Source organism: Agrobacterium pusense, assembly GCF_013285525.1.
GTDB lineage: Bacteria > Pseudomonadota > Alphaproteobacteria > Rhizobiales > Rhizobiaceae > Agrobacterium > Agrobacterium pusense.
Window position 1 is genome coordinate 201707 of sequence record NZ_CP053857.1, and the last position, 25843, is coordinate 227549.

The following is a 25843-nucleotide window of genomic DNA, read 5'->3' on the forward strand; positions in this document are numbered from 1 at the left end:
AAAACACGTCAGGCGGCGGAGGCCGCCTTGATCGCGGGTTCGAGATCGTTCCAGAGAGCTTCCGTGCCCTCCAGCCCGACATGCAGGCGCACCGAACGCGCGCTGATGCCGAAGGTGTGGGCGGAGTTTGGCTGCGCCTTCTGTTCGAGCACCACTTCGCCGGGGACGATCAGGCTTTCATGCCCGCCCCAGGAAACACCCAGTTTGAAAAGCTTGAGGCGGTCGGCAAAAGCGCGCACATCCACCCCGTCCTTGAAGATGAAGGAAAACAGGCCCGAGGTGCCGTGAAGGCCGGGCGGCAGACGGTTCGCCAGCCCCGGATGGCAGACCTTCTCCACCACATCCAGCGCCTGCAGGCGGGTTGCGATCTCAAGCGCCGAGGCCTGATGCGCCTTCATGCGCAACGGCAGGGTGCGAAGCCCGCGAATGAGCAGCCAGGCATCGAAGGGCGACATCTTGCCGCCGAGATAGGGATAGGTTTCCGCCCGGATGCGGTCGATCATCGCCTTCGAACCGGCCACCACGCCGGAGACCACATCGCTATGACCGCCGAGATATTTCGAGGCCGAATGCACGACGAGATCGACGCCGAGCGAGATCGGCTGCTGGAAGACCGGGCTTGCCCAGGAATTGTCGATGACGGTGACGGCGCCATGCCGCTTGCCGATGGCGGCCAGCGCACCGACATCATGGGCTTCCATCACCCAGCTCGTCGGGCTTTCCATGTAAAACAGCTTTGCGCCCGGCATCGCCTTTTCAACCGCCGCCTCATCGCGGCCGTCGACATAGGTCACTTCGATATTCATGCGCTGCATGAAGGTGCCGAACAGGCGGAATGCATCGGGATAGACATGGCGCACGGCGACGATCCGGTCGCCCGGCGAAACGAAGGACAGCACGGTGGAGGAAATGGCCGACATGCCGCTTGCAAAACCGAGCGCATCTTCGGCACCTTCCAGCTTCGCCAGCATCTCCTCAAACAGCCGCACGGTGGGGTTCAGCCCGCGCGTATAGACCGGCCGCACCTTTTCGCCGCGATAGGTGGAGACCATCTCGTCATAGCTGGAAAAGGTGAAAAGCGAGGTCTGTACGATGGGCGGCACCACGGCTTCGAAGGCGTGGGCCTCGTCATGCGCAACGATAAATGAGGCGGGATCGAAGAGATCGTTGCCATGGTTCATTTCGACATGTCCTTGATATCCTCCTCGACGACGGCGAGGATTTTCAGTGTTTCTTCACGGGCGGTCTCGGCATCACCGGCGGCGATGGCATTGAACAGCGTGCGGTGAAAGGGAAAGGAGCGACCGGCGAAATCCGGGCGGTCGAACGGCTTCGACCAGAAGCGTTCGAAACCTTCGCGCATCTGCTCCAGAAGCTGCTTGAACAGCGTATTATGGGTCGCGTCGTAGATCGACAGATGGAAGGCAAGGTCGGCCTTGCCGGAGGTTCCCTCGGCCAGATGCACCCGCTCCATCTCGTCAAGCCGCGCTTCCATCGTGGCGATATCGTCTGCCGTGCGGCGGCGCGCAGCCGCCATGGAGGCTTCCACCTCGATGCCGCGCCGAACCTCCAGCGTCATCAGCAGCGCATCGCGCAGGCTTTCGGCATCGATGGAAATCGGCATATGCACGGTGGCGGCGGAAATCGGCTTCAGCAGATAATTGCCGCTGCCCTTGCGGCTGTCGATGACGCCGAGCGCCTGGAACTTGCGGATGACTTCGCGAATGGTGGAGCGGCCGACGCCCAGCGCCGCCATCAGTTCCCGCTCCGCCGGCAGCCGGTCTCCAGCCTTCAGCCCTGCCCGCTCCACATAGTCGGAAAGCGCGGCCTCCACCTGGCGCACGCGGTCGCTCGGTGGAATCGGCTGCATGAGTTCCCGGCTGGACCTGTCCAAGATGCACCCTCTAAATTGGTCTGACATCTTACCATTTCAAACGGGATGTCGATTGTCAACCGGCAAGGCGGCCGTGCCTGCACACCATTCGGCTGGAGCCGCGAAAGAGTACCGGCGCAACCGCTCGATATGAAAAAAGGTAGAGACGGGGGATGGTTGAAGTGAAGAGATTGACGCGCCGAGTCACGGCGACCGACGGCCGCCGGCTAAAGTACCGTCGCGCGGGCCACTCCACGCGCCAATGCATCGGCATGCTCGTTGCCGACAGTGCCGGAATGCCCTTTGCACCATTCTACAGCCACATGGCGATGCCGCTTCAGCAGGCTGTCGAGCTTCTGCCAGATGTCTCTGTCGGGGATCGGTCTTCGGCGGGTGCGCTGGTTGGGCGTGATCCGCTTCCAGCCGTTGTTGCGCCAGATCGCCCTGTATCGGCGGCAGCCTTCGATGACATGAACGGCATCCGTCCAGAGCGTGACTGATCGCGTTGGCGCTTCGGCGGCGACCCACGACATTGCGTTGAGGACGGCGAGGACTTCGAACGTATTGTTGGATGTGCCGACAGTCCTGCCTGAAGCGGAATGGACTTGGTCGCCCGCTTCATGAACCACGAACGCCCATCCTCCGGAGCTGGAGGCATCGTCGAAGGAGCCGTCGGTGAAGATGTGAAGCGCATCGGACATGAGGAAGCTTTTTAGCACCAATATGGAAATCGCTAAAGGAAGAGTTCCAGGGCCATTGCATAAACACAAATGCAGAGAGGGCGGCACAGGCCACCCTCCCCGAACTCACAGCGATATGGTCGAACTTACTGGCCGAGCACAGCCGCCGTGATCGTCTCGATATTGTGGTTGATCATGTCGATATAGGTCGCAGCCGGGCCGTCAGCGGTCGAAAGCGCGTCGGAATAGAGCGTGCCGCCAACCGTCAGGCCGGTTTCGCTGGCGATCTGGTCGATCAGCCGCTTGTCGGTGATGTTTTCGACGAAGATCGCCGAGGCTTTGTCGTGCTTCACCTGATCCACCAGCTTGGCGACATCGGCGGCCGAGGCTTCGGATTCCGTCGATACGCCTTCCGGTGCGAGGAAATTCAGGCCATAGGCATGCTCGAAATAACCGAAGGCGTCATGGGAGGTGATGATGACGCGCTTTTCCGGCGGGATGGCGGCGATCTCGGTCTTCACCTTCTCGTTCAGAGCGGCAAGCTTGGCGATATAGGCGTCCGAATTGGCGGTGTAAGTGGCGCAACCGGCCTTGTCGACCTCGCAAAAGGCGCCGGCAATGTTCTTCACGTAGATTTCGGCGTTCCTGATCGACTGCCAGGCATGCGGGTCGAACTCGCCGTGATGGTGATGTCCTTCATGGCCGTGGTCGTGATCGTGGGCGTCAGCCATTTCGTGCTTGTGGCCGGCTTCCTCCGCCTTGTGGTCGTGAGCCTCCTCTTCCTCGGCTTCCGGATGGGCGTGACCGGCCGGCTCTTCGGAAAGCTTGAGCGGCTCCACACTCTTGGTCAATTCCACCACCGGCGCCTTGGTGCCGCTGGTGTCGATCAGCCGCTTCAGAAAGCCTTCGAATTCCAGGCCGTTGACCAGCACCACATCCGCCTTGCTGACGGCGACAGCATCGGCAGGGCGCGGTTCGTAGACATGGGCATCGCCATCCGGCCCGACGAGCGTGGTGATCTCCACACGATCCCCACCGACATTTTTCGCGAAGTCGGCGATGATCGAGAAGCTGGCGACGACCTTCAGTTCGGCGGCGGAAGCCTGCGCCGTCAGAACCGGTGAGAGGGAAAGAAGACTGGCGCACGTGGCTAAGCGGAAGGTTTTGAACATTGGATTCTCCTGTTTCAAAGGCTGTTTTCAGGCCGCGCGGTGGCGGCCGGAACCGAGAAGATCGATGAGCACGCCGCGCGTGCCGAAGAGGATGGAGAGCGCATAGACGCCACCCGCCGAAAGGATGATCGCCGGGCCCGATGGCAGCGACGCGTGATAGGACAGGACAAGACCCGCAAAGCAGGACACCATGCCGATGCCGATGGAAATGAAGCACATGGGCGCGACGCGGTTTGACCAGAAGCGGCTGGCGGCAGCCGGCAGCATCATCAGCCCGACTGAAAGCAGCGTCCCCAGCGCCTGAAAGCCACCCACGAGATTGAGCACGACGATGCCGAGGAAGAGGAAATGCACCGGGCTGCCCCATCTGCTGACCGAGCGCAGGAAGAGCGGATCGAGGCATTCCGCCACGAGCGCCCTCCAGAAGGTGATCATCACCGACAGCGTAATGACACAGATGCCGCCGATCAGTCCGAGCGCCTCATTGTTCAGCGCCAGCACCGTGCCGAACAGAACGTGCATCAGGTCGACGCTGGAGCCACGCCATGAGACGAGCAGCACGCCGAGCGCCAGCGAAATCAGATAAAGCGCGGCGAGAGAGGCGTCCTCCTTCTGAACGGTGAAACGCGACACCGCGCCGGCCCCCAGCGCGACCACGAGGCCAACGACGAGCCCGCCAATCGTCATCGGCAGAATGTCCAGCCCATAAAACAGAAAGCCGACAGCAGCGCCCGGCAGGATGGCGTGCGACATGGCATCGCCGGTCAGGCTCATGCGGCGCAGCATCAGAAAAACCCCGACGGGACCGCAGCTGACCGCGAGGATCAGCGCACCGGCAAGCGCGCGCTGCATGAAGACATACTGGATGAAAGGATCGATGAAGATATCAGCCATGGCTATTCGAATTCGCGTGGAAGTGGGCGTGGGCTTGCGGCGGCGCCGCCGGGTCCGGAGGGAGCGGAGGGGAAGCCGGCGCGCACCAAGGCGCGTTAGCCTCCCACGCCTCATGGAAATGTCGGGCCTGGCGAAGATTCTCCGCCTGCAGGACTTCAGCCGTTGGACCAAGCCCGACCAGCCTTCGCGCCAGGAAAAGCGTCTGGGGAAAATGCTGCTGCACGAGCTGGTGATCGTGAAGTACGGCCAGAACGGTGCGCCCTTGCGCAACCCATGCCTTGATCAGCACCAGCAGGTCGGTCACCGTCCGCTCGTCGACGGCATTGAAGGGCTCATCGAGCAGAATGAGCTGCGCATCCTGCAGCATGGCCCGGGCAAAAAGGGCACGCTGCATCTGGCCACCCGAGAGGGAGTCGATATTTCGCCTTTCAAAACCGGACAGTCCGACCGCTTTCAGCGCGTGGTCGATCGCCGTCCGATCTTCGGAACGGTGTCGTCCGAGCAGGCCGCGTCTCGGCCAGAGACCGAGGGCCACAAGGTCTCGTACTTGGGCTGGAAAAGACCGGTCCAGCTCCGACTGTTGCGGCAGATAGGCGACGGAGATCGCCGGACTGACCCGACATTCGCCGCCAAGCGGCTTCAAAATGCCGGCAATGCCTTTCATCAGCGTGGATTTTCCCGAGCCGTTGGCGCCGATAACGGCGGTAAGCGAGCCGCGGGCAATACTACCATTGAGATGGTGCACCGCCGCCCGGCCGGCATATCCAAGGGTCAGATTTGAGAAGATAAGGCACGGATCGTTCATCGATCCCTCCGGAGCAGGATGTCATTCGATGACCCTTGATATGTAATGTTATTACATTCGTCAAACGAATATGTAATGAAATAACATTTACTGATGGAAGCGGACTGGCACGCTGTCCCCTCCGGGGGTAGGCCGTTGCTGGCGAACGGCGAATTATTCATCCAGACACGTAACCACCACGCTCATGCCGAAAGCAATTTCTCCCTCACCTGTTGACACGCTCCACATATGTAATGTTATTACGTTACATATGGCGCCGACGGGCTGCGCGCCGGATCGTTTCCCGATGCCCCGACGTGCCCGCCGAGGTCCACTCGAAACACGTTTACAGAACGAGGTCCAAATGTCGAAAAAACTACCCGTCACCGTGCTTTCCGGCTTTTTAGGCGCAGGCAAGACGACGCTTCTGAACCACATTCTCGCCAATCGCGATGGTTTGCGCGTGGCCTTGATCGTCAACGACATGAGCGAGATCAATATCGATGCGGCGCTGGTTCGTGACGGCGGGGCCAATCTCTCCCGAACCGAAGAGCAATTGGTGGAAATGACCAATGGCTGCATCTGTTGCACCCTGCGTGACGATCTTCTCAAGGAAGTGTGGGCGCTGGCGGAGCAGGACCGTTTCGACTATCTGCTGATCGAATCGACCGGCATCGCCGAGCCGCTTCCCGTCGCCGCGACGTTCGATTTCCGCGACGAGAATGGTCGCAGCCTTTCCGATGTTGCCCGGCTCGACACGATGGTGACGGTGGTGGACGCCGCCAATCTTCTCAACGATTACGGTTCGTCCGATTTTCTGGCCGACCGGGGCGAAACGGCGGGCGATGGCGACAACCGCACCATCGTCGATCTTCTGGTGGAGCAGATCGAATTTGCCGATGTCGTCGTGCTCAACAAGATCGGCACTGCAACGCCAGAGGAGCGGGATGCCGCCCGCAAGATCATCGTCGGGCTGAACCCCGATGCAAAACTCATCGAGGCCGATTTCGGCAAGGTGGCGCTGAAGGAGGTTCTGGGCACTGGCCGCTTCGATTTCGCCAGGGCCGAAGAACACCCCCTCTGGTTCAAGGAATTGCATGGTTTCAAGGACCACATTCCCGAAACCGAGGAATATGGCATTCGCTCTTTCGTCTATCGTGCCAAAAAGCCTTTCGACCCCGTGCTGTTTCAGCGTTTCATCGATCGCGCCTGGCCGGGGGTCGTGCGCGCCAAGGGTTTCTTCTGGCTGGCGACGCGGCCTCGCTATGTTGGAGAGATCAGCCAGGCCGGCGCCCTGGTTCGCACCGGCAAGATGGGTCTCTGGTGGTCCGCCGTGCCGAAAGAGCAATGGCCGCGCGAAAAGCAGTTCCTTGATATGATGAAGCCCTATCTCGACCCGGTCTTCGGCGACCGCCGCCAGGAAATCGTCTTCATAGGTTCCGATCCAATGAATGAAGCCCGCATCCGCGCCCAGCTCGATGCCTGCCTGATCGACACGGATGCCTTCACGCCCGATGCCTGGCGGCACCTGCCCGATCCTTTCGCCAGCTGGGACCGGCAGGCGGCTTGAGCGGTAGCTACCGATGCGGGGCAGCCGCAAACCGTCACTCCGGATCAGGTCCGTGTCCAGCGCGGTCAAGTCCCTTATCGCGAGAGACTCTTTTCACGGCGCAGACGCGCCGTGGCTGGATGCCGGATCCAGTCCGGCATGACGGGGGAGCGGCTTCATGAAAAATTCAACGTCACCAGCGCGAGCACCACGTATCGCCCCACCTTGGCTATGGTGACCAGCAGCAGAAACACCGGCAGCGGCTCTTTCATGATGCCGGCCGCAACCGTTAGAGGGTCCCCGATGATCGGCGCCCAGCTGAGCAGCAGGGACCATTTGCCGTAACGCCGGTACCAGTTCTGCGCCCGTTGCAGCGCAGCCTCCCCGACCGGGAACCAACGTTCGTGTCGAAAACGTTCGATGCCACGGCCAAGCAGCCAGTTGGCAAAGGAGCCGGCGACATTGCCGACGCTCGCCACGACAACCAGCAGCCAAATGGGGTGGGATTTTAGAAGGATGAGACCCGCAAGCGCCGCCTCCGACTGCATGGGCAGGATGGTCGCCGCAATGAACGCCGTCAGAAACAAACCCGCATATACAGCCAGATCGGCCATCGCCTGTCCTTCATCATCCGCGAATCCCATCGCTGTCGCTGAAGTGGCGGATAAGGGCCGCGGCCGTCAAGCGGCTCTGCCGCGTGGAGGCGGGTTCTCAAGCTGAATTCGCGGCAATGGCGCGCACAATATCGTCATGATCCACCGCGAGAAGCGCCTTGTGGATGGACAATTGCCGGGTCGTACCGGAAACGGCAAGGATGACGATCACCGTTTCCCGTGGCGGGCAATCCGGCAGCGCGCAGGAAAGCTCGCTGACGGTAATACTGTCTTCCGGCTTGAGTTGCAGCAAATCGCGTGACCATTGCTTCAGAAGACGGGCGTGCGAGATGATCGCGGACCCACTGCGTGCAAGCGGATTGTTCATGCCCTGCCCTTCCGCCTTGCCTGCGCGGCCAATGTGTCGAAAAGCTCGCGAATGGGCTTTTGCGGCATGTCCATGCCGATCAGCACGATACGTGTCGAACGATCTTGATCCGGCCAGCGCTCCAGGCGGGTAAGCGGATAAAGCCGATGCTGCACCGCGTGGGCGACAACCGGTCGCTCCGGATCATCCGTCGCCCCGAAAATTCCCTTGAGCCGCAGAAGACCGGAATGCACATTGCTGGTGACGAGCTCGAGAAAAGTCACCATCGCCTGGGGGTCAAAAACCCCGTCAAAGGTGAGATTGAAGGCCTCGACCCCGACGCCGTGGCGGTTGATATCGTGCTGATGGGCCGCATGAAGGCTAAGCCTGTCGGCCGCGAGCCATGCAGGCGCATCCTCCGCCTTGCCGCACAGCGAATAATCCGATGCGTTGAACAACGACATCAGATCGAAATCGGCTGCGTTGCGATCATGAAACGAGGCTGCGGGATTGAGATCGGCAAGGCTTTCGCGGTCCAGCGCCGCGTCATCGGCCAGATCGGTCTTCGTCAAAACGATGTGGTCGGCAAAGGCAAGCTGTTTCCAGCCCTCAATGAAGCTGTTGAGCATCGGCGGGCCCGAGACAACGTCGAAAGCCGTCACCACGCCCGAAAGATGGAAATGCCGGGCGACGACGTGATCCCGCAGGCCCAGCGCCGGTGTGCCGCCGGCGATCAGGCTGTTAATGATCGGCGCAGGATCGGCAAGACCGGTGGTTTCGATGACAACCCGCGATACATCAGGCATTACCCCTTCCAGAATGGCCTGATGCAGTTCGTAAAGCGAGGTGCGGATATCGCTCGTGGCGGTGCAGCAGATGCAACCCGTCGTCGTTCTGAAATATCGTTCGGAACCCGTCCGCACCAGGCCGTGATCGATGGGTACCGAGCCGAATTCGTTGACGATCACGGCCGCATCCCGCATGGCCGGCTCAGCCAGAAGCGCGTTCAGCAAGGTGGTCTTGCCTGCACCGAGAAAGCCGGTAAGCAGGGTAACCGGCACCGTTCGCAAAGATGGCAGGCCAGCCGAATCGTCCATGCGCCCAACCGCCTTTTTCCGCTTCAATCCGAACACATCCACCTCTTCGCCCGCACAAATTCACAGCAATATAATAGGTAATGTAATAACATATCAATGACAACTATTGGATTTCGACAGGAGCGAATTCAGCGGAGACACGCGCCGGTGACCAAGCGCATGAAAAAACCGCGGAACGAAGGAAATGGAATAATAAATCCGTTTCCTTCACTTTCGTTTTAATCGTTCCACGTTCTATTGCATTTTCGTTAGAGTTCGCTTTTAATCGGCGATGCTAATACAGAAAAGATCGCCCGCAGCCATATCGAGGAGGATAGGCGGCAATTAAGGGGCTGTATCTTTTACTGTTTTCATAATGGGAGGAATCGCCTTGAAAAAACTCAGCTACCGCCTTGCTGCGGCATCCGCGCTTTCGTTTTTTGTCACATCGAATGCATATGCTGTGACGGAGATCCAGTGGTGGCACGCCATGACCGGCGCCAACAACGAAGTCGTGGATTCGCTTGCCAAGGAATTCAACGACAGCCAGAAAGACTACAAGGTCATGCCCGTCTTCAAGGGCACCTATCCCGAAACCCTGAACGCCGGCATCGCCGCCTTCCGCGCCAAGCAGGCGCCTGCCATCATTCAGGTCTTCGATGCCGGCTCCGGTGTCATGATGGGTGCTGCGGGCGCCATCAAACCCGTAGCGGACGTGCTGAAGGAAGGCGGCTACACCTTCAACAAGGATGAATATCTGGCAGGCATCGTCGCCTATTATTCCAAGCCTGACGGCACCATGCTGTCCTTCCCCTATAATTCGTCCTCGCCGATCCTCTATTACAACAAGGATATCTTCCAGAAGGCCGGCCTCGATGCCGCCAACCCGCCGAAGACGTGGCCTGAAGTCTTCGAAGCCGCCAAAAAGATCAAGACCAGCGGTGCCGCGCAATGTGGTTTCACCTCCACTTGGCTGACCTGGATCCAGACCGAAAACTTCGCCGCATGGAACAACGTCTCCTATGGCAGCAATGAAAACGGTCTCGGCGGCACCGATGTGAAGCTCGCCGTCAATGCGCCGCTCTTTGTCGAGCATTTCCAGGCGATTGCCGATCTGGCGAAAGACGGTGTCTTCCGTTATGGCGGCCGCACCTCGGAAGCCAAGCAACTCTTCATGTCCGGCGAATGCGGTATTCTGACCGAATCCTCCGGCGGCCTTGGAGATATCATCAAGACCGGGATGAATTACGGCATCGGCCAGCTTCCCTATTATGAGGGCCATGGCCCGCAGAACACCATCCCGGGCGGCGCCAGCCTCTGGGTCTTCGGTGGCAAGAGCGATGCCGAATATAAGGGCGTAGCGGAGTTCTTCCACTTCCTCTCCCAGACCAAGATCCAGTCTCGCCTGCATCAGGTCTCTGGCTATATGCCGGTCACGATCGCGGCCTATGAGGAAACCAAGAAATCCGGCTTCTACGACAAGAACCCCGGCCGTGAAACGCCGCTGCTGCAGATGATGGGCAAACCGCCGACAGAAAACTCCAAGGGTGTGCGTCTCGTGAACCTGCCGCAGGTGCGTGACATCATGAACGAGGAGTTCGAGGCGATGCTGGCCGGCAAGCAGGATGCGAAGGCAGCACTCGACAAGATAGTCCAGCGCGGCGACGCGGCCATCAAACAGGCCGCCGGCAATTAAACGATCCCCTGCCCCGCCCGCATCCTCTGACAGATGCGGGCGGCATTTCCATGTCATCAGGAGATCGCCGTGCAAAGCGTCGTATTCCCCAACAAGATCCTGCCCTATCTGCTGGTCGCCCCGCAGATCATCCTCACGGTGATCTTTTTCTTCTGGCCGGCCAGCCAGGCGCTCTATCAGTCCACCATGCGCGAGGATGCCTTCGGGCTGAACAGCAATTTCGTCGGTCTGGCGAATTTTTCCGCGGTACTTTCTGATGAAAGCTACCTCAACTCGCTGCAGGTCACCGTCGTTTTCAGCATCCTCACCGCGCTTGTTTCCATGGGGCTGGCGCTGCTGCTGGCAACGGCGGCAGACAGGGTGGTGCGCGGCAAGGGCTTTTACCGCACCATGATGATCATGCCCTATGCCGTCGCGCCGGCGGTGGCCGGCATGTTATGGCTCTTCATGTTCAATCCGGCCATGGGAACCTTCTCTTATATCCTGCGTCGCAACGGCATCATGTGGGACCCGCTGCTCAACGGCAATCAGGCCATGCTGCTCGTCGTTGCAGCGGCTGCATGGAAACAGATCAGCTACAATTTCCTGTTTTTTGTCGCGGGCTTGCAGGCAATTCCTAAATCATTGCTGGAGGCCGCCTCCATTGATGGCGCGCGCGGTTCGCGGCGCTTCTGGACCATCGTTTTCCCTCTGCTTGCGCCGACCACCTTCTTCCTTCTGGTCGTCAACACGGTCTACGCCTTCTTCGACACCTTCGGCATCATTCATGCGGTGACCGGCGGCGGCCCCGCAAAGGCGACGGAAACGCTGGTTTACAAGGTCTATAATGATGGCTTCGTGAACCTCAATCTCGGCTCATCCGCCGCGCAATCCGTGATCCTGATGGTGATCGTCATCGCGCTCACCGCCTTCCAGTTCCGCTTCGTCGAGAAGCGCGTGCATTACGGCTGAGGACGTCCTGATGATTGAAAATCGCCCCATCGCACGCGTGATCGCCCATCTGATGCTGGTGCTCGGCATCATCATCGTGGCCTTTCCGATCTACTACACCTTCATCGCTTCCTCGATGACGTCAAACGACATCATCCGGCCGCCCATGTCGCTGCTGCCAGGCGGCCATCTCGGAGAAAACTATACCGACGCCATGGTTGGCGGCGTGGAGAGGGTCGTCGGCGTCAGCCTCGAACGGCTGCTGTTCAACAGCTTCGTCGTGGCGCTGGCCATCGCCATCGGCAAGATCATCATCTCGTTCCTGTCCGCCTTCGCCATCGTCTTCTTCCGCTTTCCCCTCCGCATGGGCTTTTTCTGGATGATATTCATCACGCTCATGCTGCCGGTGGAAGTTCGCATTCTGCCCACCTACAAGGTCATCGTCGATCTGGGCCTGATCGACACCTATGCGGGGCTCACCCTGCCGCTGATGGCTTCAGCCACGGCGACCTTTCTCTTCCGGCAATTCTTTCTGACAATTCCCGGTGAAATGGTGGAAGCGGCGCGCATCGACAATGCCGGTCCGTTCCGTTTCATGCGCGATATCCTGCTGCCGCTGTCCAAAACCAATATCGCGGCACTTTTCGTGATCCTCTTCATCTACGGCTGGACGCAATATCTCTGGCCGCTGCTCGTGACCAACGACGCAAAGATGAACACGATCATCATCGGCCTCAAGCGCATGGTGGATTTTACCGATGCCTCGACGCCCTGGAATTATGTGATGGTGACGGCGATCCTCGCCATCATCCCCCCTGTTATCGTTGTGGTGCTGATGCAGCGCTGGTTCGTCAAAGGTTTGGTGGAGACCGAGAAGTAATGGCAAAAATTGCGCTGAAAGACGTCCGCAAGGTTTATGGCGGCAATGTCGAAGCCATCAAGGGCGTATCGATGGACATCGCCGATGGCGAAATGATCGTGCTCGTCGGTCCCTCCGGCTGCGGAAAATCCACCCTGCTGCGCATGATCGCCGGTCTGGAAGGCATTTCCGGCGGCCAGATCGTCATCGGCGACCGCGTCGTCAACGATCTGGAACCCTCAGACCGCGACATTGCCATGGTGTTCCAGAACTACGCGCTCTACCCGCATATGACGGTGCGCCAGAACCTTGCCTATGGCCTGAAGAACCGCAACACGCCGAAGGAGGAGATCGAGCGGCGTATCACGGAGGCGGCCAAGGCTCTCGAAATCGAACAATTCCTGGAGCGCAAGCCGCGCCAGCTTTCCGGCGGCCAGCGCCAGCGTGTGGCCATGGGCCGCGCCATCGTGCGCAAGCCCGCGGCATTCCTGTTCGACGAGCCGCTTTCCAACCTCGACGCCAAGCTGCGCGTGCAGATGCGCGTCGAAATCCGCCGCCTGCAGCGCTCTCTCGCCACGACAAGCGTTTACGTGACCCACGACCAGATGGAAGCCATGACGCTCGCCGACAGGCTGGTGGTGCTGAATGCCGGCCGGATCGAGCAGATGGGCACGCCGATCGAGCTTTACGAAAAACCGGCCACCACCTTTGTCGCCACCTTCATCGGCTCGCCCTCGATGAACCTGCTGAACCACGGGACGGCGACGGGCAACGGCTCTTCCGGTTGGTCGGTGATGGAAAGCACCGCACTGCCGCAGGGTGCTGCCACGCTCGGCATCCGCCCGGAAGACATCACCCTTGCCAGTGACGCCCCTACCGACGCTGCATTTACCGGCACCGTGCAGGTGGACGCCGTGGAACTGGTGGGTGCGGAAAGTTACGTGCACGGCTCCTTCGCCGACGGCACCACCATCGTCTTCCGCGTCCACGGCCGCTCGCAACTGCGCATCGGCGAAACGCTGAAAATCGCCGCCCAGGCAAAGGATTTCCATCTGTTCGATTCGGCGGGGAAGCGGATTTAAGCTTGGCAACAGAAACGGGGCACCCGCCATTGGCGGGTGCTCGCGCATCACTGAAACCTCTATCGGTTCGTTACCAGACGAGTTCCACCTGCGGCCGGCCATTGGAAGTTTTCTCCAGGGTGCGGCCGGAGGTATCGACGTTGCAATGAACGCGCTGGCGGAAAGCGGAGAAGCTTTCGAAGGTTACGACATCCACGGGATCATCGAGATGCAGGGTCAGCCGGTAACGTTCGGGATCGCCGCCGAGCGCCTGCACGCCCAGAACGGAGGCCACGAAAGGCTGCCCGAGGTAAAAACCTTCCACCCTCGAACCCAGAATATAGGGATTGAACGCGGGACGATTTCCCGCGGCGGCATGTAGCGTATTCCAGTCGCGGAAGCCATATTGCGCGGCGATGAGTTCCAACGCCCTTGAATGGGTGATTGACTGCCCCTCATCTTCAAGAGCGGCACGCAGGCGCTTTGCCTGTTCTTTCAGCCCCTCAAGTGCGGGAAGCGGTTTGGACACGTTCATAACGGTTCTCCAACATGTGCATGCCGAATGTTCCGAAGGGGGTCCGCGTTGCCATCGACGACATGCAAAACATGGGATGACCGTTATCAAGAAAAGAGCTTCACCAGGGGCGCAAACGCGCCTGCGGACGGCCGGGGCTCTTGCCCGTGGCCGTCCCTATAGCCCAGAAAGCGCCGCCCGTCAAAGGCCGCGCTTCATCGATCTATTGTCAGAAACGATAGGTGATACCCGCGCCAATCAGCCACGGATCCAGCTTGGCCTTGCCGCTGATCGGCGTGCCGCCGAGTTCCGCCGTCCAGTCGGTCTTGAGGAAGATCTTCTTCACGTCGAAGTTCACCCCCCAATGCTCATCCAGCATATAGTCGAAACCGACCTGCACGGCGGCGCCCAGCTTGTTCTTGACATCGAGATTGCTGAAACCGGGCTTTTCGGTCTGGTTGTAGAACAGCGAATAGTTCACGCCCGCGCCGATATAGGGCTTGAAAGCGCCGAAGTCGGTGAAGTGATATTGCAGCGTCAGTGTCGGCGGCAGCAGCCAGGTCTTGCCGACCGGCGTGCCGGCCAGCACGCCCTCGCCATTGATCTTGGCATAGGTGGTGCCGAGGATGAGTTCGGCGGCAAAGTTATCGGTGAAGAAATAGCTGATATCGAGTTCCGGGATTACGGTATCCGAATAGGACAGGCCAGCCCCTGGCACACCGTCGACACTCCCGCTGTCGTTGGTGATGACGCCGAGGCCGCGCACGCGCAGCATCCACGGGCTTGCCGCCGCAATCGCTTCCTCCGCAGTCGGAGCCGGCGCCGCATGGGTCATATCAGCGGCTATCGCATCGGCAGAACCGAGCATGGCGGCAACGCCAATCGCAACACTGGCAAGCAAGGCGTTGTTTCTGTTTCTATTCGTCATTCCATCTCTCCTATAGCGCACCGCAGCCGGGCAAGTCCCCGGAACCGGCTGATGACGGCGGGCCTTGCGAATCTTCGCCTGCCGCAACCGCTTGGGAGCCACTATGACGAAGGGTGACGAAGGCCGATTGAGATGGATCAAACCGGGATGCCCTTCATGTATGGAAGCGATGAACCGGCAAGCATTGTGACAATTACGCAACAATGCCGCCCGGCGACCCGCCCACGGAAGTCGGAATACGGAGAAGGCCACATGCGCAGGCCTCCCCCTATGCATATCACGCCGGCTGCGGCGTCAGGGTCGCGGAGCCCGGCTTTCGCAGCAGCAGAACCGAGACGGCGGCAATCATGCACATCAGACCGGCAATCTGCAGCGCGGGCATATAGGTATCGAAGTCGCTCTTGAAAAAACCGGCGCCAAAGGCGGCGGTGGCTGCCCCCAGCTGATGGCCGGCAAAGACCCAGCCGAAAACAAGACCGGCCTTTTCACGGCCGAAGTTTTCCGCGGCAAGCTTCACCGTCGGCGGCACGGTCGCTACCCAGTCCAGCCCGTAGAAGACGGCAAAGACCGAAAGCTCCACGAAGCTGAAGCCTGAGAATGAGAGGTAAAGCAAGGACAGCCCGCGCAGACCGTAGAACCAGAACAAAAGGAAGCGATTGTCGAACCGGTCGGAAAGCCAGCCGGCGAAGATCGTGCCTAAGAAGTCGAAAATGCCGATCACCGCCAGCGTTCCCGCCGCTGTTACCGCAGCCATGCCAAAATCCCCGCAGATCGAAATCCAGTGTGTCTGGATGAGACCATTGGTTGAAAGGCCGCAGACGAAAAACGTGCCGAACAGCACCCAGAAGACGGGGTTGCCCGAGACGCTTTTCAGCGTCACCAGCGGCGATGCCAGCGTGGCGAAGAGATTGTGGTCCTGCTTGACAGGCTTAGTCACCACCGTCTCGCCATAGGCCGGCAAACCGACGTCGGCGGGGTGGTCACGCATCAAAAGCAGGACGAGGACCATGGCGGCGGCAATTACCGCAACGGACAGGGTCAAGGCGGTTCGCCAGCCATAGGCTTCCGTCAGCGCCGCCAGCAGCGGCAGGAAAACCAGCTGGCCGGTGGCGTTGCTTGCCGTCATCAGGCCGATCACCAGCCCCCGGCGCTTGGAAAACCAGCGTGTCGCCACGGTGGCGCCCAGCACCAGTGCCGTCATGCCGGTGCCGACACCGATCACAACGCCCCAGAGCAGCAGCAATTGCCACACCTCAGTCATGAAGAAGGAGGCGACAATGCCGCCCATGATCAGGGCAAGCGCGGTGGAAACCACCTGCCGGATGCCGAAATGGTTCATGAAAGCGGCGGCAAAGGGCCCAAGCAGACCGAACAGCACAAGCCTGACGGCCATGGCCGAAGAAATATCGGCGATATCCCAACCGAATTCCTGATGCAGCGGCTGGATCATCACCCCCGCAGATCCCATCGCACCTGCGGTGGCCAGCATGGTGAGAAAGGTGGTCGCGGCGACGAGCCAGCCATAGTGCAGATTTCTGCCGGCCATCCAGCTGGCGAGGCGTGTGGAGAGCATGTTCGAATTCCCTTTCCGGCGGCCGCGGCCGATATTTTGCGGGTATATACCCACATTGCGGGCAGATAACCGCATATGCCCAAAAAACTACAGGGCTGCGAGCAGTTCCTGCAATTGTGCTGTCTTCTCGGGCCCAAGCCGGGCCTCGATTTCATCCTGCACACCATCCCAGAGCGGTGCGCCCGCCTTAAGGATCGCGTGCCCTCCCTCCGTTACAGTCAGCATCGCTTCCCGCTGATCCTCACCGTGGCCAATAGCGACCAGACCCATTCGTGCCAGCACCTTGGCATTACGGCCAACGGTGGAGCGATCCAGTTCCACCCTTGCAGCCAGGTCGGTCAGCGAGACCGGCGCAACACGGTTGATGTTCCGCAGCAGGCTGAACTGACCGATGTTGACACCAAGCGGCGCCAGCGCCTCGTCATAATAGGACGAGACCTTGCGGGATGCTTTGCGCAACAGAATGCAGTGGCAGCTATCGTTTGGCATTTGTCTCGGGTATATACCCGCAAATTCCCGGGCGCAAGGGGCATGGAACGCAAAGATGCGACAAAACGGCCGGAGATCGGCATGCGGCAGGGTTCAGAAGCGCAGTCGGAAGAAGCCATAGGCGGCAAGAACCGCACAGACAGAGGCGCCAACCAGATAAGGCATATGCAGCGCCGCGGTGCGGCCGATCTCCGGTTCGGCCAAACTGACCATTATCCCGGCGGCAAAGGCGCCGAACGACATCGCGCCCCAACCGAAAAACCGATAGACGGAATTGACGCGTCCAAGCAGCTCATCTGGAATGAGCCTCTGCCTGTAGCTGACGGTGACCACATTCCACAACATGCCCGCTGCCGCCTCGAAAAACAGGCCGGCCGCCACCAGCGGCAAGGACGCCGACAGGCCAAGCACCAGATTGAACAGTGCAAATGTACAAAGCGCCAGAAAGACGCTTGCCCTCGCCCCCAACCGGCGGGCAAGCCAGGGTGAGACCAGCCCGCCAAGAACGCCGCCAGCTGCGCCACAGGTCAACAGCACGCCATAGGCGGCCGCGGAGAGATTGAGCACCTCCTGCGCATAGAGAACGAGGACTGTCATTCCCCCGACAAATACGGCGTTGATTGCGCCCAGCATGATAGCGAGCCGTAGCACCATGGGGTTGCGCCACATCCAGCCAAGGCCTTCCTGCAATGCCGGCCAGAATGAAGCCGGACCGGAGGGTTTGCGCGGCGGCAGCACGATGAGCCAGATCAATACCGCCGAGACCGCGTAAAAGCCGGCATCAAGGCCGAAGGGAATAGCAATGCCCGCCGCGATCAACAGGCCGGCCAGCGGCGGGCCGATGAATTGGCCGGTCACCTGTTCGGCGCTCCACATCTGGCCATTGGCATGTTCAAGATCACCCGGCGCGACAAGCGAAGGCAGGATCGTCTGCGCCGCATTGTCCCGAACGACCTCGGCGCAGCCGAACAGGAAGGCTATTACCGCGAGTGAAAAAATCGCCGTCGAACCCGATTGAATCGGTAATGGCAGGTTTGCAGTGGCGGAGATCATGGCGACTGCGCATATCATCAGCGCCAGCCGTACCATGTCTGCCCGCACCATCAGCAAACGCCGGTCGCTTCGATCGGTCCAAACCCCCACCGGCAGCGCAAAAAGCAGCCATGGCAACCGTTGCGCCACCGCGATCATGGATATCAGCAGCGGATCGCTGGTCAGCAACGTGCAGAGCCATGGTATCGCCACCATCGAAATACCATCGGCAAGATTGGATACGGCGCTCGCGGAGAATAACAGGCGGTAATCACGATTGGTTCGGAGTAGAGCTGCCTGCATGCCTGATCCCCTGCCGCTGAAATCACGCCGGAGCAGACATAAACTGTCACAATGGCCAAAGAGCCTATTGCGACCTATCGCCGCCGAACCGGTATCGCATCCGATTCCCCAGCCTCGCATGAAAGAATATTTTGCAGCAATACAATTTCGCTGGATCGGCCCCGGCCACCCGGCCGGAGCACGAAATCAACGGTTGACGGTGTCAGGCAGAGAGCCTGCGGCCGCTTGCCACCAGCAGGCCGGCAGCACCTTCAAGCCAGCCAGCTTTCAGCTCCAGCGCCAGGAAACGGCTACGCTCGAACGGGCCGGGCATGATGAGATGCTGGGCCTTGTCGGCGAAAAAGCCGAAACGCTCGTAATAGGGCGCGTCGCCAACCAGAAGAATGGCGCCATGGCCCCGCCTGGTGGCCTCGGTAATGGCGGCGCGCATCAGCGCCGAGCCGATGCCCTTGCCCTCATGGGCGGCATCGACGGCCAGCGGGCCGAGCAGCAGCGCTTCGACGGCGCGGCCTTCGCGGGAGATACCGGCTTCGACGTTCCACAGGCGCACCGTGCCGATGACATGGCCGTCCTCATCGCGGGCGACGAGCGCCAGGCCTTCGGCGGGAACGCGGCCGGCGCGCAGCTTTTCGGAAGACTTGCGGCGGCGTCCGGCGCCCATGGCGCGGTCCAGCAGGTTCTCACGGGCAACGACATCGCCCGGATTTTCCTGATCGACATGAAATGTCTGCGGTGTGAAAAATGCCCGTACCGAATTCAAAAGAGCGGCCATCCTTGGCCTCCCGTCACACAACCGCCCACACGCGGCCCTTGATGAAAATTGGTGGAGCCGTTCCGGCCCGCCGACACGCTTTCCTCGGCTGGAAGAGGTGCAGCAAGCAGGGATTTGCGCAACAGCACAATCGGCAGGGCCGGAACGGAAGCTTGGTCGAGACACCGCCCTTTTCAGCGGGCGGCTCTCGGACTTTTAATGAGCATCGGATTTACCGAAAACCGAGTTACGGTTTTCGGTGCGATGCTTAGATGACGTAGGCCTTCAGCGGCTCGAAACCGTTGAACGCGACCGCCGAATAGGTGGTCGTGTAAGCGCCCGTGCCTTCGATCAGAACTTCATCGCCGATGGTCAGCGAGACCGGCAGCGGATACATGTTCTTTTCATACAGCACGTCGGCGCTGTCGCAGGTCGGGCCGGCCAGAACGCAGGGCTCCATCTCGTCCTGATCGCGCTCGGTGCGGATCGGGTAACGGATCGCCTCATCCATCGTCTCGGCGAGACCGCCGAACTTGCCGATATCGAGGAACACCCAGCGGTGGTTGTCATTGTCGGACTTACGCGACACGAGAACGACTTCCGCCTTGATGACGCCGGCATTGCCGACCATACCGCGGCCCGGTTCGATGATGGTCTTCGGGATCTGGTTGCCGAAGTGCTTGCGCAGCGCCGTGTCGATGGCCTGGCCGTATTCTTCGGCAGCCGGAACGTCGCGCAGGTACTTGGTCGGGAAACCACCGCCCATATTGACCATCTGCAGGTGGATGCCCTGTTTGGCAAGCGAAGCGAAAACGCGCTTGGCATCGGCCAGCGCCGCATCCCATGCGTCGAGGTTCATCATCTGCGAACCGACATGGAAGGATACGCCGTAGGACTCGAGACCGAGCTGATGGGCATAAACCAGAACGTCGACAGCCATCTGCGGTACGCAGCCGAACTTGCGCGACAGCGGCCATTCCGCACCTTCGCCATCCGTCAGAACGCGGCAGAACACGCGCGCGCCGGGAGCTGCACGGGCAACCTTCTCAACTTCCTCATGGCTGTCCACGGCGAAGAGATCGATGCCGAGCGCATGGGCGCGGGCAACATCGCGTTCCTTCTTGATGGTGTTGCCGAAGGAGATACGGTCGGAAGTCGCACCCGCATCGAGCGCCATCTGGATTTCAGCCACGGAGGCGCAATCGAAGTTGGAGCCGAGCGAAGCAAGCAGCTTCAGGATTTCGGGAGCCGGGTTTGCCTTCACGGCATAATAGATCGCGCTGTTCGGCAGGGAGTGCCGGAACGCGTTGAAATTGTCGCGCACGACGTCGAGATCAACCACGAGGCAAGGGCCTTCGGGACGTCGGGTCTTGATGAAGTCGAGAATGCGTGCAGTCGTCATCGATGTATTCCCTGTTAAACCGGCTCCGGAAAAATCCGGAGGACAAAGGACGCTCGAGATATGCATTCGAATCAGCCGGTGGAGGCGCAGAATCGATAGCATACGCTCAAGGCGCGAATGTGAACGACGCCCTGCCAGAGCATCATTCGGCTTTGTCTGCCATGGATTGGAGGGAATGACCCGACCGCACTTCAGGCAATGATGGTGTGCCTCTTTAGTACCCCGGCTGATGGAGAGCCGGCAGAGAACCAGAAAGGCCCGCACCGTCGTTGCTTCGTATGTCCTCGCATTTTCCGGTTGGCCGGAATAGCGACTGGAGGGGTTAGTTCCAGGTACCTTACCTAAATCCTCACCACATCGAGGAATCGGCGGACACACATGGGCACGTGCGACTTTGGGCAGCACGGGAGATAAGAATATTCGCCGTCATAATCAAGAGGATTTTTTCACCATATAGCGGAATTTTTCAGCAGCGATTTTAAGGTTGAACAGTCAGGATGCAGCGTTCAATTATATGGAACAAACTGGAGGGTTTTCATGGACACGCTGACGCGCATCCGCGCCTTTATCGATGTTGTCGAAGCGGAGGGGTTTTCCGCTGCGGCGCGCAAGACCGGGCGCTCCAAGGCGCTTCTGTCCAAATATGTGCGGGAACTGGAGGACGATCTCGGAGCGCTTCTCTTAAACCGAACCACGCGGCAGTTTTCGCTGACGGAAGCCGGGCACACCTATTACCGCACAGCGTCCGACATTCTGAAGGAGATCGACAATCTCGCCGACCTTGTTCGGGAAAAGAATGCCGATCTGAAAGGAAAACTGCGGATCTCCGTTCCACGCACTTTCATCGACGCGGAGGTCGGCCAGAGCCTCATCGACTTCGCCAAGGAAAATCCGGAACTGTCGCTCGAGATCGTCGCGGAAGACCGATTCGTCGACCTGATCGAAGAAGGCTTCGATCTCGCGATCCGGATCACCCGGCTGGAGGATTCGGGCCTGATCGCCCGCAAGCTTTCCGATTTCCGGGTCTATGCGGTGGCGACGGCGGATTTCGTCGCGCAACACGGACCGCTCGATGGTCCGCAGGATTTCTCCCGCGTTCCCTTCATCATCGACACCAATACGCGTTTTCATAATACGGTGCGGTATCTGGAGCCGGATGGCGGCTCAAATTCGGTCGCCATCAGCGGCCCCATCGAGGTCAACAGCCCACAGGCGACCCTGCGCGCGGCGCGTGCCGGCCTCGGCATCGCCATGGTGCCTGACTTTATCGCCCGGCCCTATATCCAGTCCGGAGAACTGGTGACGCTGTTCGACGATTACATTTCCAAGGACCGCGGCATTTATGCGGTCTATCCGCATCGTCGCTACCTGCCCGCCAAGGTGCGCAGCTTCGTGGATTATCTCTCGGCGTGGTTCAGGAAGAACGGGTGAAGGGCCGGGCGGCATTCGCCGAGCGTCCTTCCGTCATGCCGGACTTGATCCGGCATCCAGCCACGGCGCGTCTGCGCCGTGAAAGGACTCTCCCGCGATCAAGGACTTGATCGCCCTGGACCCCGGATCAAGTCCGGGGTGACGGAGTGGGGATGCAGCCGTCTCGCCAAATCCAAACCTCGGCAAAACTTTTAGCAGCATCGACGCCCGCCTTGCAGCGGGCGTCGCATGGCAGAAGCCAGCTCGTCAGAACGGCGAATCCGGGAAGTAGAACTGCTCGGCATTGTCCTTGGTGATCAGCGTCGCATCGAGGATGTACTCACCCGCGACCGGCACCTGATCGTAGAAATGCCCGGCCGTCAGCTGCATGGCGGTCGCCACCATCGCCGGCGGATAGAGCACGTCGACCGGCACAAGCTTGTCGCCGTCCATGACCTTCTTGATCATGTCCTTGGACCCGGCGCCCGCGACGATATACTGGATATCGGTGCGTTTGGCCTGCTGGATGGCTTCCAGCACGCCGATTGCCATATCGTCATCCTGACACCAGACCACGTCGATCTTCTTGTACTTGGTCAGATAGTCCTGCATCACACGGAAGGCGTCGTCGCGGTTCCAGTTGCCGTACTGGCGGTCGAGAACCTTGACATTCGATCCGGCGATACCCTTGTCGAAGCCATCCTGGCGCTGCTGGTCGATCGGGATCGGCAGGCCGCGAATGACCACGACTTCGGCATCCGGCGTCGTCTTCTTGATATATTCGCCGGCCACCTGGCCGAGCGCCGGGTTGTTGCCGGCCACATAGAGATCGCGGATCGAATTGTCGTTGACACTCGGCGCACGGTCAACGAGCGCGACGAAGGTGCCCTTGTCCTTGATCTCCTTGATGGCGTTGACAAGCGGATCGGGATCGGACGGCAGCACGACCAGCGCGTCGAGCCCCTGCACGGCCAGATCCTGCAGCGCATTGGCCTGGTTTGCGGCGTCCGGCGATGTCTTGACGATGACGTTGAGCCCCGGATGCTCCTTCATCAGAAGCTTCGCCACACGTTCGGCATGGTAGACCACGCCCGCCGTCCAGCCATGGTCGGCCGCCGGAATGGACACCCCGATCGTGACCTTTTTGTCCTGCGCGTGGGCCGAACCCGCCAGCACCGTTGCCAGCGCGGCAAAGGCCACGCCGATGAATTTATTACGCATAGTCTCTTTCCTCCCAAGACCGGGGCGTTCCTCCTCCAACCGCGCCTGCCCCACATGGCGCGGCGTGATACCTTACCTGCGGCTGAGCGAGCGCTGCACCAGCATGGCGATGATGATGATGGCCCCCTGAATGGCGCCGATCAGATATTCGCTGACGAAGTTCGACAGGATCATGATGTTGCCGACGATCTCCAGAATGAAGGCGCCGCAGATCGTGCCCCAGATGCGCCCTACCCCGCCGCGCAGCGCCGTACCGCCGACGACGACGGCCGTAATCGCCTGCAGCTCCCACAACATGCCTGTCGTTGCCGAAGTAGACGCGAGGCGCGGAACGTAAAGCAGCACCGCAACGGCGACGCAGAGCCCCTGTACCACATAGGCGATGGTGCGAACCCGGGCGACCGGAATGCCGGAATAACGCGCAACATCCTCACTGGAGCCCACCGCCGTCAGATGCCGCCCGTAGCGGGTACGGTAAAGCACGAAGGCGGCTATCGCAGCCGTGACGAAGATGACGATGACCGGCACCGGCACGCCCAGAACATTGCCGAAATAGACCGGGCGATAAAGCGTCTGGATTTCCGGGTTGCGCAGCGTGATCGCGCCGCCCTGCGACAGCCAGGTCGTCAGCCCGCGATAGATACCCATGGTGCCGAGTGTGGCGATGAAGGGTTCGATGCGGCCGATGGTGGTGATGAGCCCGTTTACCAGCCCGCAGGCCGCGCCGATGGCGAGCGCGAGCGCCATTGCCGCAAGAAGCATCAGCAACGGGCTCGCTATCGCGCCGCTGTTCATGAACAGGATCATCAGGCTGGCCACGAAAGCAACCATGGCGCCCACCGACAGGTCCAGCCCGCCTGACGTGATGACATAGGTTGCGCCCAGCGCGATGATGGCGATGAAGGCGCTGCGGGTGATGACATTCAACAGATTGTCGATGCCGATGAAATTGGGATTGGCGATGGTGCCGAGAACCAGCAGCAGTGCCAGCGCCACGAAAGGCGCGACGGCGCGCAGGTCCCAGTCCTTCGAGGTCTTCGGCGTTTTGCCGTTATCAAATGCGGCCTCAGTCATATTTCCCCTCAGTTTCTTTTGTCAGGCCATGTTTCCCCGAACGCGGGCGCTCAGGCGGGTTCCTGCGTGTGAACACCCGTCGCCAGCGCCACGATGTCGTTTTCAGTCATGCGCTCCCCCGTCACCTCACCGACAATCCTGCCCGAACGCATCACCAGAATGCGGTCGCAGATGCCGATCAGCTCCGGCATTTCCGAGGAAACGACAATGATCGAGCGCCCCTCATCCGCAAGCCCGGCGATAAAGCGGTAAATCTGCTCCTTGGTGCCGATATCGATGCCGCGGGTCGGCTCGTCGATGATGACGATGGACGGGTCGAGCAGCATCATCTTGGCCAGCAGCAGCTTCTGCTGGTTGCCGCCGGAAAGCTGGCCCGCCAGCAAGTCCTTGCGTCCTGTGCGAATGTCGAAGTCGCGCACTGCAGCATCAAGCGCGGCCGTTTCCCGGCCGGTGTCGATCTGGAACAGACGGCTGAATTTTTTTAGCGACGCAAGCGTGAGATTGACCCGCAGATCCTTGGTGAGCAACAGCCCCTTCCCCTTACGGTCTTCGCTGAGGTAAACGATGCCGGCCCTGAGGCTGTCCTCCGCCTTGGCGAAGTGCACCGTCCGGCCAAGGTGACGCACCGTCCCACGCCCGGTCCGCAGGCCCAGCACACCCTCCATCAGCTCCGTCCGGCCCGCCCCCACCAGCCCGGCAAAACCGAGGATTTCACCTTTGCGCAGGCTGAAACCGGCATCCTGCGCATAACCGGGAACGTTGAAATGCTCCACCTCAAGAACAGGCTCGCGCTCGCCGCCGGCGTTCCGGTCGGGATAGAGTTTCGCCACATCGCGCCCCACCATCAGCCGCGCCATATCGGCCGGCTCCAGCTCCGAGGCCGGGTGAGAGGCGACCAGCCGGCCGTCGCGCAGCACGGTCACGCGGTCGGCGATTTCCTTCACTTCCGGCAGGCGGTGCGAGATATAGAGCACGGCCACGCCTTTCGCGCGAATATCGCGGATGACGTTAAGCAGCGCCTCGGTTTCGATAGGCGTCAGGCTGGCCGTCGGTTCGTCAAAAATGACCAGCCGATGCGGCACGAGCAGCACGCGCGCGATCTGTACCAACTGCCGCTGGGCGATAGACAGGCTGCCGACGATGGCGTCGGGGTCTATAGCGCCGCCCAGTTCGGTGATCGCCCTGCGGGCGCCGTCGCGCATGGCACGATCGTCCACCACCGGGCCCTTGCGCAGTTCGCGGCCAAGGTAGATGTTCTGCGCCACCGTCAGATCAGGCGCGAGCAATATTTCCTGATGGACGAGCACGATACCGCGATGTTCGGCATCCACCGGCCCGCTCAGCGTGACAGGGTCGCCGTCGACACGGATCTCACCGCCCGAGGGCTTTTCATTGCCCGCCAGCAGTTTCATGAGCGTCGACTTGCCGGCGCCGTTCTCACCGATGATGGCATGCACCTCACCGGCCCGCACGTCTATCTCTATGTCCTTCAGAACCTGAACCGGTCCGAAAGATTTCGATAACCCCACCGTCCGGACAAGTGCCGGTTCCGCAGTAACCTCAGCAATAGCCATGCGCCCTCACCGACATCCGGTGCGAACGGGCGGCTCCT

Annotated in this window: 25 protein-coding genes; 6 read left to right on the forward strand and 19 right to left on the reverse strand. The window is 60.4% G+C overall.

Translation table 11 applies throughout. The features are described from left to right. Nucleotides 1–8: 8 nt before the first annotated feature. From HQN82_RS14585 to aztA, 6 genes are all read right to left on the reverse strand, one after another. On the reverse strand, nt 9–1181 hold the full coding sequence (locus tag HQN82_RS14585; protein WP_022562682.1) for a PLP-dependent transferase: 1173 nt from the start codon (nt 1179–1181) through the stop codon (nt 9–11). Beyond that, nucleotides 1178–1870, reverse strand: coding sequence for a FadR/GntR family transcriptional regulator (locus HQN82_RS14590; protein WP_048902873.1), 693 nt, complete (start codon nt 1868–1870; stop codon nt 1178–1180). The genes HQN82_RS14585 and HQN82_RS14590 overlap by 4 nt, the downstream gene beginning before the upstream one ends. 230 nt (nt 1871–2100) lie before the next feature. Further along, a complete protein-coding gene (locus HQN82_RS14595) occupies nt 2101–2574 on the reverse strand; it encodes a ribonuclease H family protein (RefSeq protein ID WP_048902874.1) in 474 nt (157 codons plus the stop codon). A gap of 125 nt (nt 2575–2699) precedes the next feature. Beyond that, nucleotides 2700–3725 carry a zinc ABC transporter substrate-binding protein AztC gene (gene aztC, locus HQN82_RS14600; protein ID WP_173615115.1) on the reverse strand — a complete coding sequence of 342 codons (1026 nt, stop codon included), beginning with the start codon at nt 3723–3725 and terminating at the stop codon, nt 2700–2702. Between the two features lie 27 nt (nt 3726–3752). Beyond that, complete coding sequence (gene aztB, locus HQN82_RS14605; RefSeq protein ID WP_077986961.1) at nt 3753–4619, reverse strand: zinc ABC transporter permease AztB; 867 nt, start codon at nt 4617–4619, stop codon at nt 3753–3755. Next, entirely contained in the window at nt 4612–5424 is an 813-nt protein-coding gene (gene aztA, locus HQN82_RS14610; RefSeq protein WP_022562687.1) for a zinc ABC transporter ATP-binding protein AztA, read from the reverse strand. The genes aztB and aztA overlap by 8 nt, the downstream gene beginning before the upstream one ends. Nucleotides 5425–5767: 343 nt before the next feature. Here aztA and zigA point away from each other — a divergent pair, with 343 nt between their 5' ends. Continuing rightward, the gene (zigA, locus tag HQN82_RS14615; RefSeq protein ID WP_077986959.1) at nt 5768–6973 is read left to right on the forward strand and encodes a zinc metallochaperone GTPase ZigA; all 1206 of its coding nucleotides are present in this window, start codon (nt 5768–5770) and stop codon (nt 6971–6973) included. A 155-nt stretch (nt 6974–7128) separates the two neighbouring features. Here zigA and HQN82_RS14620 read toward each other — a convergent pair whose 3' ends face one another. From HQN82_RS14620 to HQN82_RS14630, 3 genes are all read right to left on the reverse strand, one after another. After that, nucleotides 7129–7566: a YqaA family protein gene (locus HQN82_RS14620; protein ID WP_077986974.1), complete on the reverse strand. Its 438-nt coding sequence runs from the start codon at nt 7564–7566 to the stop codon at nt 7129–7131. A gap of 97 nt (nt 7567–7663) precedes the next feature. Continuing rightward, nucleotides 7664–7933: a hypothetical protein gene (locus HQN82_RS14625; RefSeq protein WP_006700378.1), complete on the reverse strand. Its 270-nt coding sequence runs from the start codon at nt 7931–7933 to the stop codon at nt 7664–7666. Beyond that, entirely contained in the window at nt 7930–9009 is a 1080-nt protein-coding gene (locus tag HQN82_RS14630) for a CobW family GTP-binding protein (RefSeq protein WP_173615116.1), read from the reverse strand. The genes HQN82_RS14625 and HQN82_RS14630 overlap by 4 nt, the downstream gene beginning before the upstream one ends. Before the next feature lie 364 nt (nt 9010–9373). Between HQN82_RS14630 and ugpB the strand changes: the two genes are divergently transcribed. The 4 genes from ugpB to HQN82_RS14650 all read left to right on the forward strand — a co-directional run bounded on the left by ugpB (nt 9374) and on the right by HQN82_RS14650 (nt 13555). Beyond that, nucleotides 9374–10684: a sn-glycerol-3-phosphate ABC transporter substrate-binding protein UgpB gene (gene ugpB / locus HQN82_RS14635; protein ID WP_173615987.1), complete on the forward strand. Its 1311-nt coding sequence runs from the start codon at nt 9374–9376 to the stop codon at nt 10682–10684. Nucleotides 10685–10753: 69 nt separating this feature from the next. Next, entirely contained in the window at nt 10754–11635 is an 882-nt protein-coding gene (gene ugpA / locus HQN82_RS14640) for a sn-glycerol-3-phosphate ABC transporter permease UgpA (RefSeq protein ID WP_004445049.1), read from the forward strand. A gap of 10 nt (nt 11636–11645) precedes the next feature. Beyond that, nucleotides 11646–12494 (forward strand): sn-glycerol-3-phosphate ABC transporter permease UgpE, encoded by an 849-nt coding sequence (gene ugpE / locus HQN82_RS14645; RefSeq protein ID WP_022562692.1) that lies wholly within the window; start codon nt 11646–11648, stop codon nt 12492–12494. Next, nucleotides 12494–13555, forward strand: coding sequence for a sn-glycerol-3-phosphate import ATP-binding protein UgpC (locus tag HQN82_RS14650; protein ID WP_173615117.1), 1062 nt, complete (start codon nt 12494–12496; stop codon nt 13553–13555). Before ugpE ends, HQN82_RS14650 begins: the two co-directional genes overlap by 1 nt. A gap of 70 nt (nt 13556–13625) precedes the next feature. On the opposite strand, the gene HQN82_RS14655 is transcribed toward HQN82_RS14650, so the two are convergent. The 7 genes from HQN82_RS14655 to odc2 form a co-directional block, all read right to left on the reverse strand. Beyond that, nucleotides 13626–14069, reverse strand: coding sequence for a glyoxalase superfamily protein (locus HQN82_RS14655; RefSeq protein ID WP_022562694.1), 444 nt, complete (start codon nt 14067–14069; stop codon nt 13626–13628). Nucleotides 14070–14277: 208 nt separating this feature from the next. Beyond that, nucleotides 14278–14976, reverse strand: coding sequence for an OmpW/AlkL family protein (locus HQN82_RS14660; protein ID WP_022562695.1), 699 nt, complete (start codon nt 14974–14976; stop codon nt 14278–14280). Between the two features lie 277 nt (nt 14977–15253). After that, nucleotides 15254–16549: an MFS transporter gene (locus HQN82_RS14665; RefSeq protein ID WP_173615118.1), complete on the reverse strand. Its 1296-nt coding sequence runs from the start codon at nt 16547–16549 to the stop codon at nt 15254–15256. Between the two features lie 87 nt (nt 16550–16636). Beyond that, nucleotides 16637–17038: a MarR family winged helix-turn-helix transcriptional regulator gene (locus HQN82_RS14670; protein WP_173615119.1), complete on the reverse strand. Its 402-nt coding sequence runs from the start codon at nt 17036–17038 to the stop codon at nt 16637–16639. A 93-nt stretch (nt 17039–17131) separates the two neighbouring features. Continuing rightward, nucleotides 17132–18373: an MFS transporter gene (locus HQN82_RS14675; RefSeq protein WP_173615120.1), complete on the reverse strand. Its 1242-nt coding sequence runs from the start codon at nt 18371–18373 to the stop codon at nt 17132–17134. A gap of 202 nt (nt 18374–18575) precedes the next feature. Continuing rightward, on the reverse strand, nt 18576–19145 hold the full coding sequence (locus HQN82_RS14680; protein ID WP_006700372.1) for a GNAT family N-acetyltransferase: 570 nt from the start codon (nt 19143–19145) through the stop codon (nt 18576–18578). Nucleotides 19146–19392: 247 nt separating this feature from the next. Continuing rightward, nucleotides 19393–20526, reverse strand: a complete 1134-nt coding sequence (gene odc2, locus HQN82_RS14685) for an ornithine/lysine decarboxylase (protein ID WP_004445074.1) — start codon at nt 20524–20526, stop codon at nt 19393–19395. A gap of 537 nt (nt 20527–21063) precedes the next feature. Between odc2 and HQN82_RS14690 the strand changes: the two genes are divergently transcribed. Beyond that, complete coding sequence (locus HQN82_RS14690; RefSeq protein WP_004445076.1) at nt 21064–21957, forward strand: LysR family transcriptional regulator; 894 nt, start codon at nt 21064–21066, stop codon at nt 21955–21957. A gap of 246 nt (nt 21958–22203) precedes the next feature. Here the strand turns inward: HQN82_RS14690 and HQN82_RS14695 are convergent, their stop codons facing one another. The 3 genes from HQN82_RS14695 to HQN82_RS14705 form a co-directional block, all read right to left on the reverse strand. After that, complete coding sequence (locus tag HQN82_RS14695; RefSeq protein WP_004445078.1) at nt 22204–23157, reverse strand: substrate-binding domain-containing protein; 954 nt, start codon at nt 23155–23157, stop codon at nt 22204–22206. 72 nt (nt 23158–23229) lie between these two features. Then, a complete protein-coding gene (locus HQN82_RS14700) occupies nt 23230–24231 on the reverse strand; it encodes an ABC transporter permease (RefSeq protein WP_004445079.1) in 1002 nt (333 codons plus the stop codon). Between the two features lie 50 nt (nt 24232–24281). After that, nucleotides 24282–25805: a sugar ABC transporter ATP-binding protein gene (locus HQN82_RS14705; protein WP_022562698.1), complete on the reverse strand. Its 1524-nt coding sequence runs from the start codon at nt 25803–25805 to the stop codon at nt 24282–24284. Nucleotides 25806–25843: the final 38 nt, after the last annotated feature.

What these genes read in the sequence shown, in the direction of transcription:
- ugpE (WP_022562692.1), top strand. Translation starts at nt 11,646, where the DNA reads ATGATTGAAAATCGCCCCATCGCACGCGTGATCGCCCATCTGATGCTG.
- HQN82_RS14655 (WP_022562694.1), bottom strand. Translation starts at nt 14,069, where the DNA reads ATGAACGTGTCCAAACCGCTTCCCGCACTTGAGGGGCTGAAAGAACAG.
- HQN82_RS14670 (WP_173615119.1), bottom strand. Translation starts at nt 17,038, where the DNA reads ATGCCAAACGATAGCTGCCACTGCATTCTGTTGCGCAAAGCATCCCGC.
- HQN82_RS14665 (WP_173615118.1), bottom strand. Translation starts at nt 16,549, where the DNA reads ATGCTCTCCACACGCCTCGCCAGCTGGATGGCCGGCAGAAATCTGCAC.
- HQN82_RS14630 (WP_173615116.1), bottom strand. Translation starts at nt 9,009, where the DNA reads ATGGACGATTCGGCTGGCCTGCCATCTTTGCGAACGGTGCCGGTTACC.
- HQN82_RS14705 (WP_022562698.1), bottom strand. Translation starts at nt 25,805, where the DNA reads ATGGCTATTGCTGAGGTTACTGCGGAACCGGCACTTGTCCGGACGGTG.
- aztA (WP_022562687.1), bottom strand. Translation starts at nt 5,424, where the DNA reads ATGAACGATCCGTGCCTTATCTTCTCAAATCTGACCCTTGGATATGCC.
- HQN82_RS14625 (WP_006700378.1), bottom strand. Translation starts at nt 7,933, where the DNA reads ATGAACAATCCGCTTGCACGCAGTGGGTCCGCGATCATCTCGCACGCC.
- HQN82_RS14660 (WP_022562695.1), bottom strand. Translation starts at nt 14,976, where the DNA reads ATGACGAATAGAAACAGAAACAACGCCTTGCTTGCCAGTGTTGCGATT.
- aztC (WP_173615115.1), bottom strand. Translation starts at nt 3,725, where the DNA reads ATGTTCAAAACCTTCCGCTTAGCCACGTGCGCCAGTCTTCTTTCCCTC.
- HQN82_RS14680 (WP_006700372.1), bottom strand. Translation starts at nt 19,145, where the DNA reads ATGGCCGCTCTTTTGAATTCGGTACGGGCATTTTTCACACCGCAGACA.
- HQN82_RS14675 (WP_173615120.1), bottom strand. Translation starts at nt 18,373, where the DNA reads ATGCAGGCAGCTCTACTCCGAACCAATCGTGATTACCGCCTGTTATTC.
- zigA (WP_077986959.1), top strand. Translation starts at nt 5,768, where the DNA reads ATGTCGAAAAAACTACCCGTCACCGTGCTTTCCGGCTTTTTAGGCGCA.
- aztB (WP_077986961.1), bottom strand. Translation starts at nt 4,619, where the DNA reads ATGGCTGATATCTTCATCGATCCTTTCATCCAGTATGTCTTCATGCAG.
- HQN82_RS14585 (WP_022562682.1), bottom strand. Translation starts at nt 1,181, where the DNA reads ATGAACCATGGCAACGATCTCTTCGATCCCGCCTCATTTATCGTTGCG.
- HQN82_RS14695 (WP_004445078.1), bottom strand. Translation starts at nt 23,157, where the DNA reads ATGCGTAATAAATTCATCGGCGTGGCCTTTGCCGCGCTGGCAACGGTG.
- HQN82_RS14650 (WP_173615117.1), top strand. Translation starts at nt 12,494, where the DNA reads ATGGCAAAAATTGCGCTGAAAGACGTCCGCAAGGTTTATGGCGGCAAT.
- HQN82_RS14590 (WP_048902873.1), bottom strand. Translation starts at nt 1,870, where the DNA reads ATGCAGCCGATTCCACCGAGCGACCGCGTGCGCCAGGTGGAGGCCGCG.
- HQN82_RS14620 (WP_077986974.1), bottom strand. Translation starts at nt 7,566, where the DNA reads ATGGCCGATCTGGCTGTATATGCGGGTTTGTTTCTGACGGCGTTCATT.
- HQN82_RS14690 (WP_004445076.1), top strand. Translation starts at nt 21,064, where the DNA reads ATGGACACGCTGACGCGCATCCGCGCCTTTATCGATGTTGTCGAAGCG.
- HQN82_RS14595 (WP_048902874.1), bottom strand. Translation starts at nt 2,574, where the DNA reads ATGTCCGATGCGCTTCACATCTTCACCGACGGCTCCTTCGACGATGCC.
- odc2 (WP_004445074.1), bottom strand. Translation starts at nt 20,526, where the DNA reads ATGACGACTGCACGCATTCTCGACTTCATCAAGACCCGACGTCCCGAA.
- HQN82_RS14700 (WP_004445079.1), bottom strand. Translation starts at nt 24,231, where the DNA reads ATGACTGAGGCCGCATTTGATAACGGCAAAACGCCGAAGACCTCGAAG.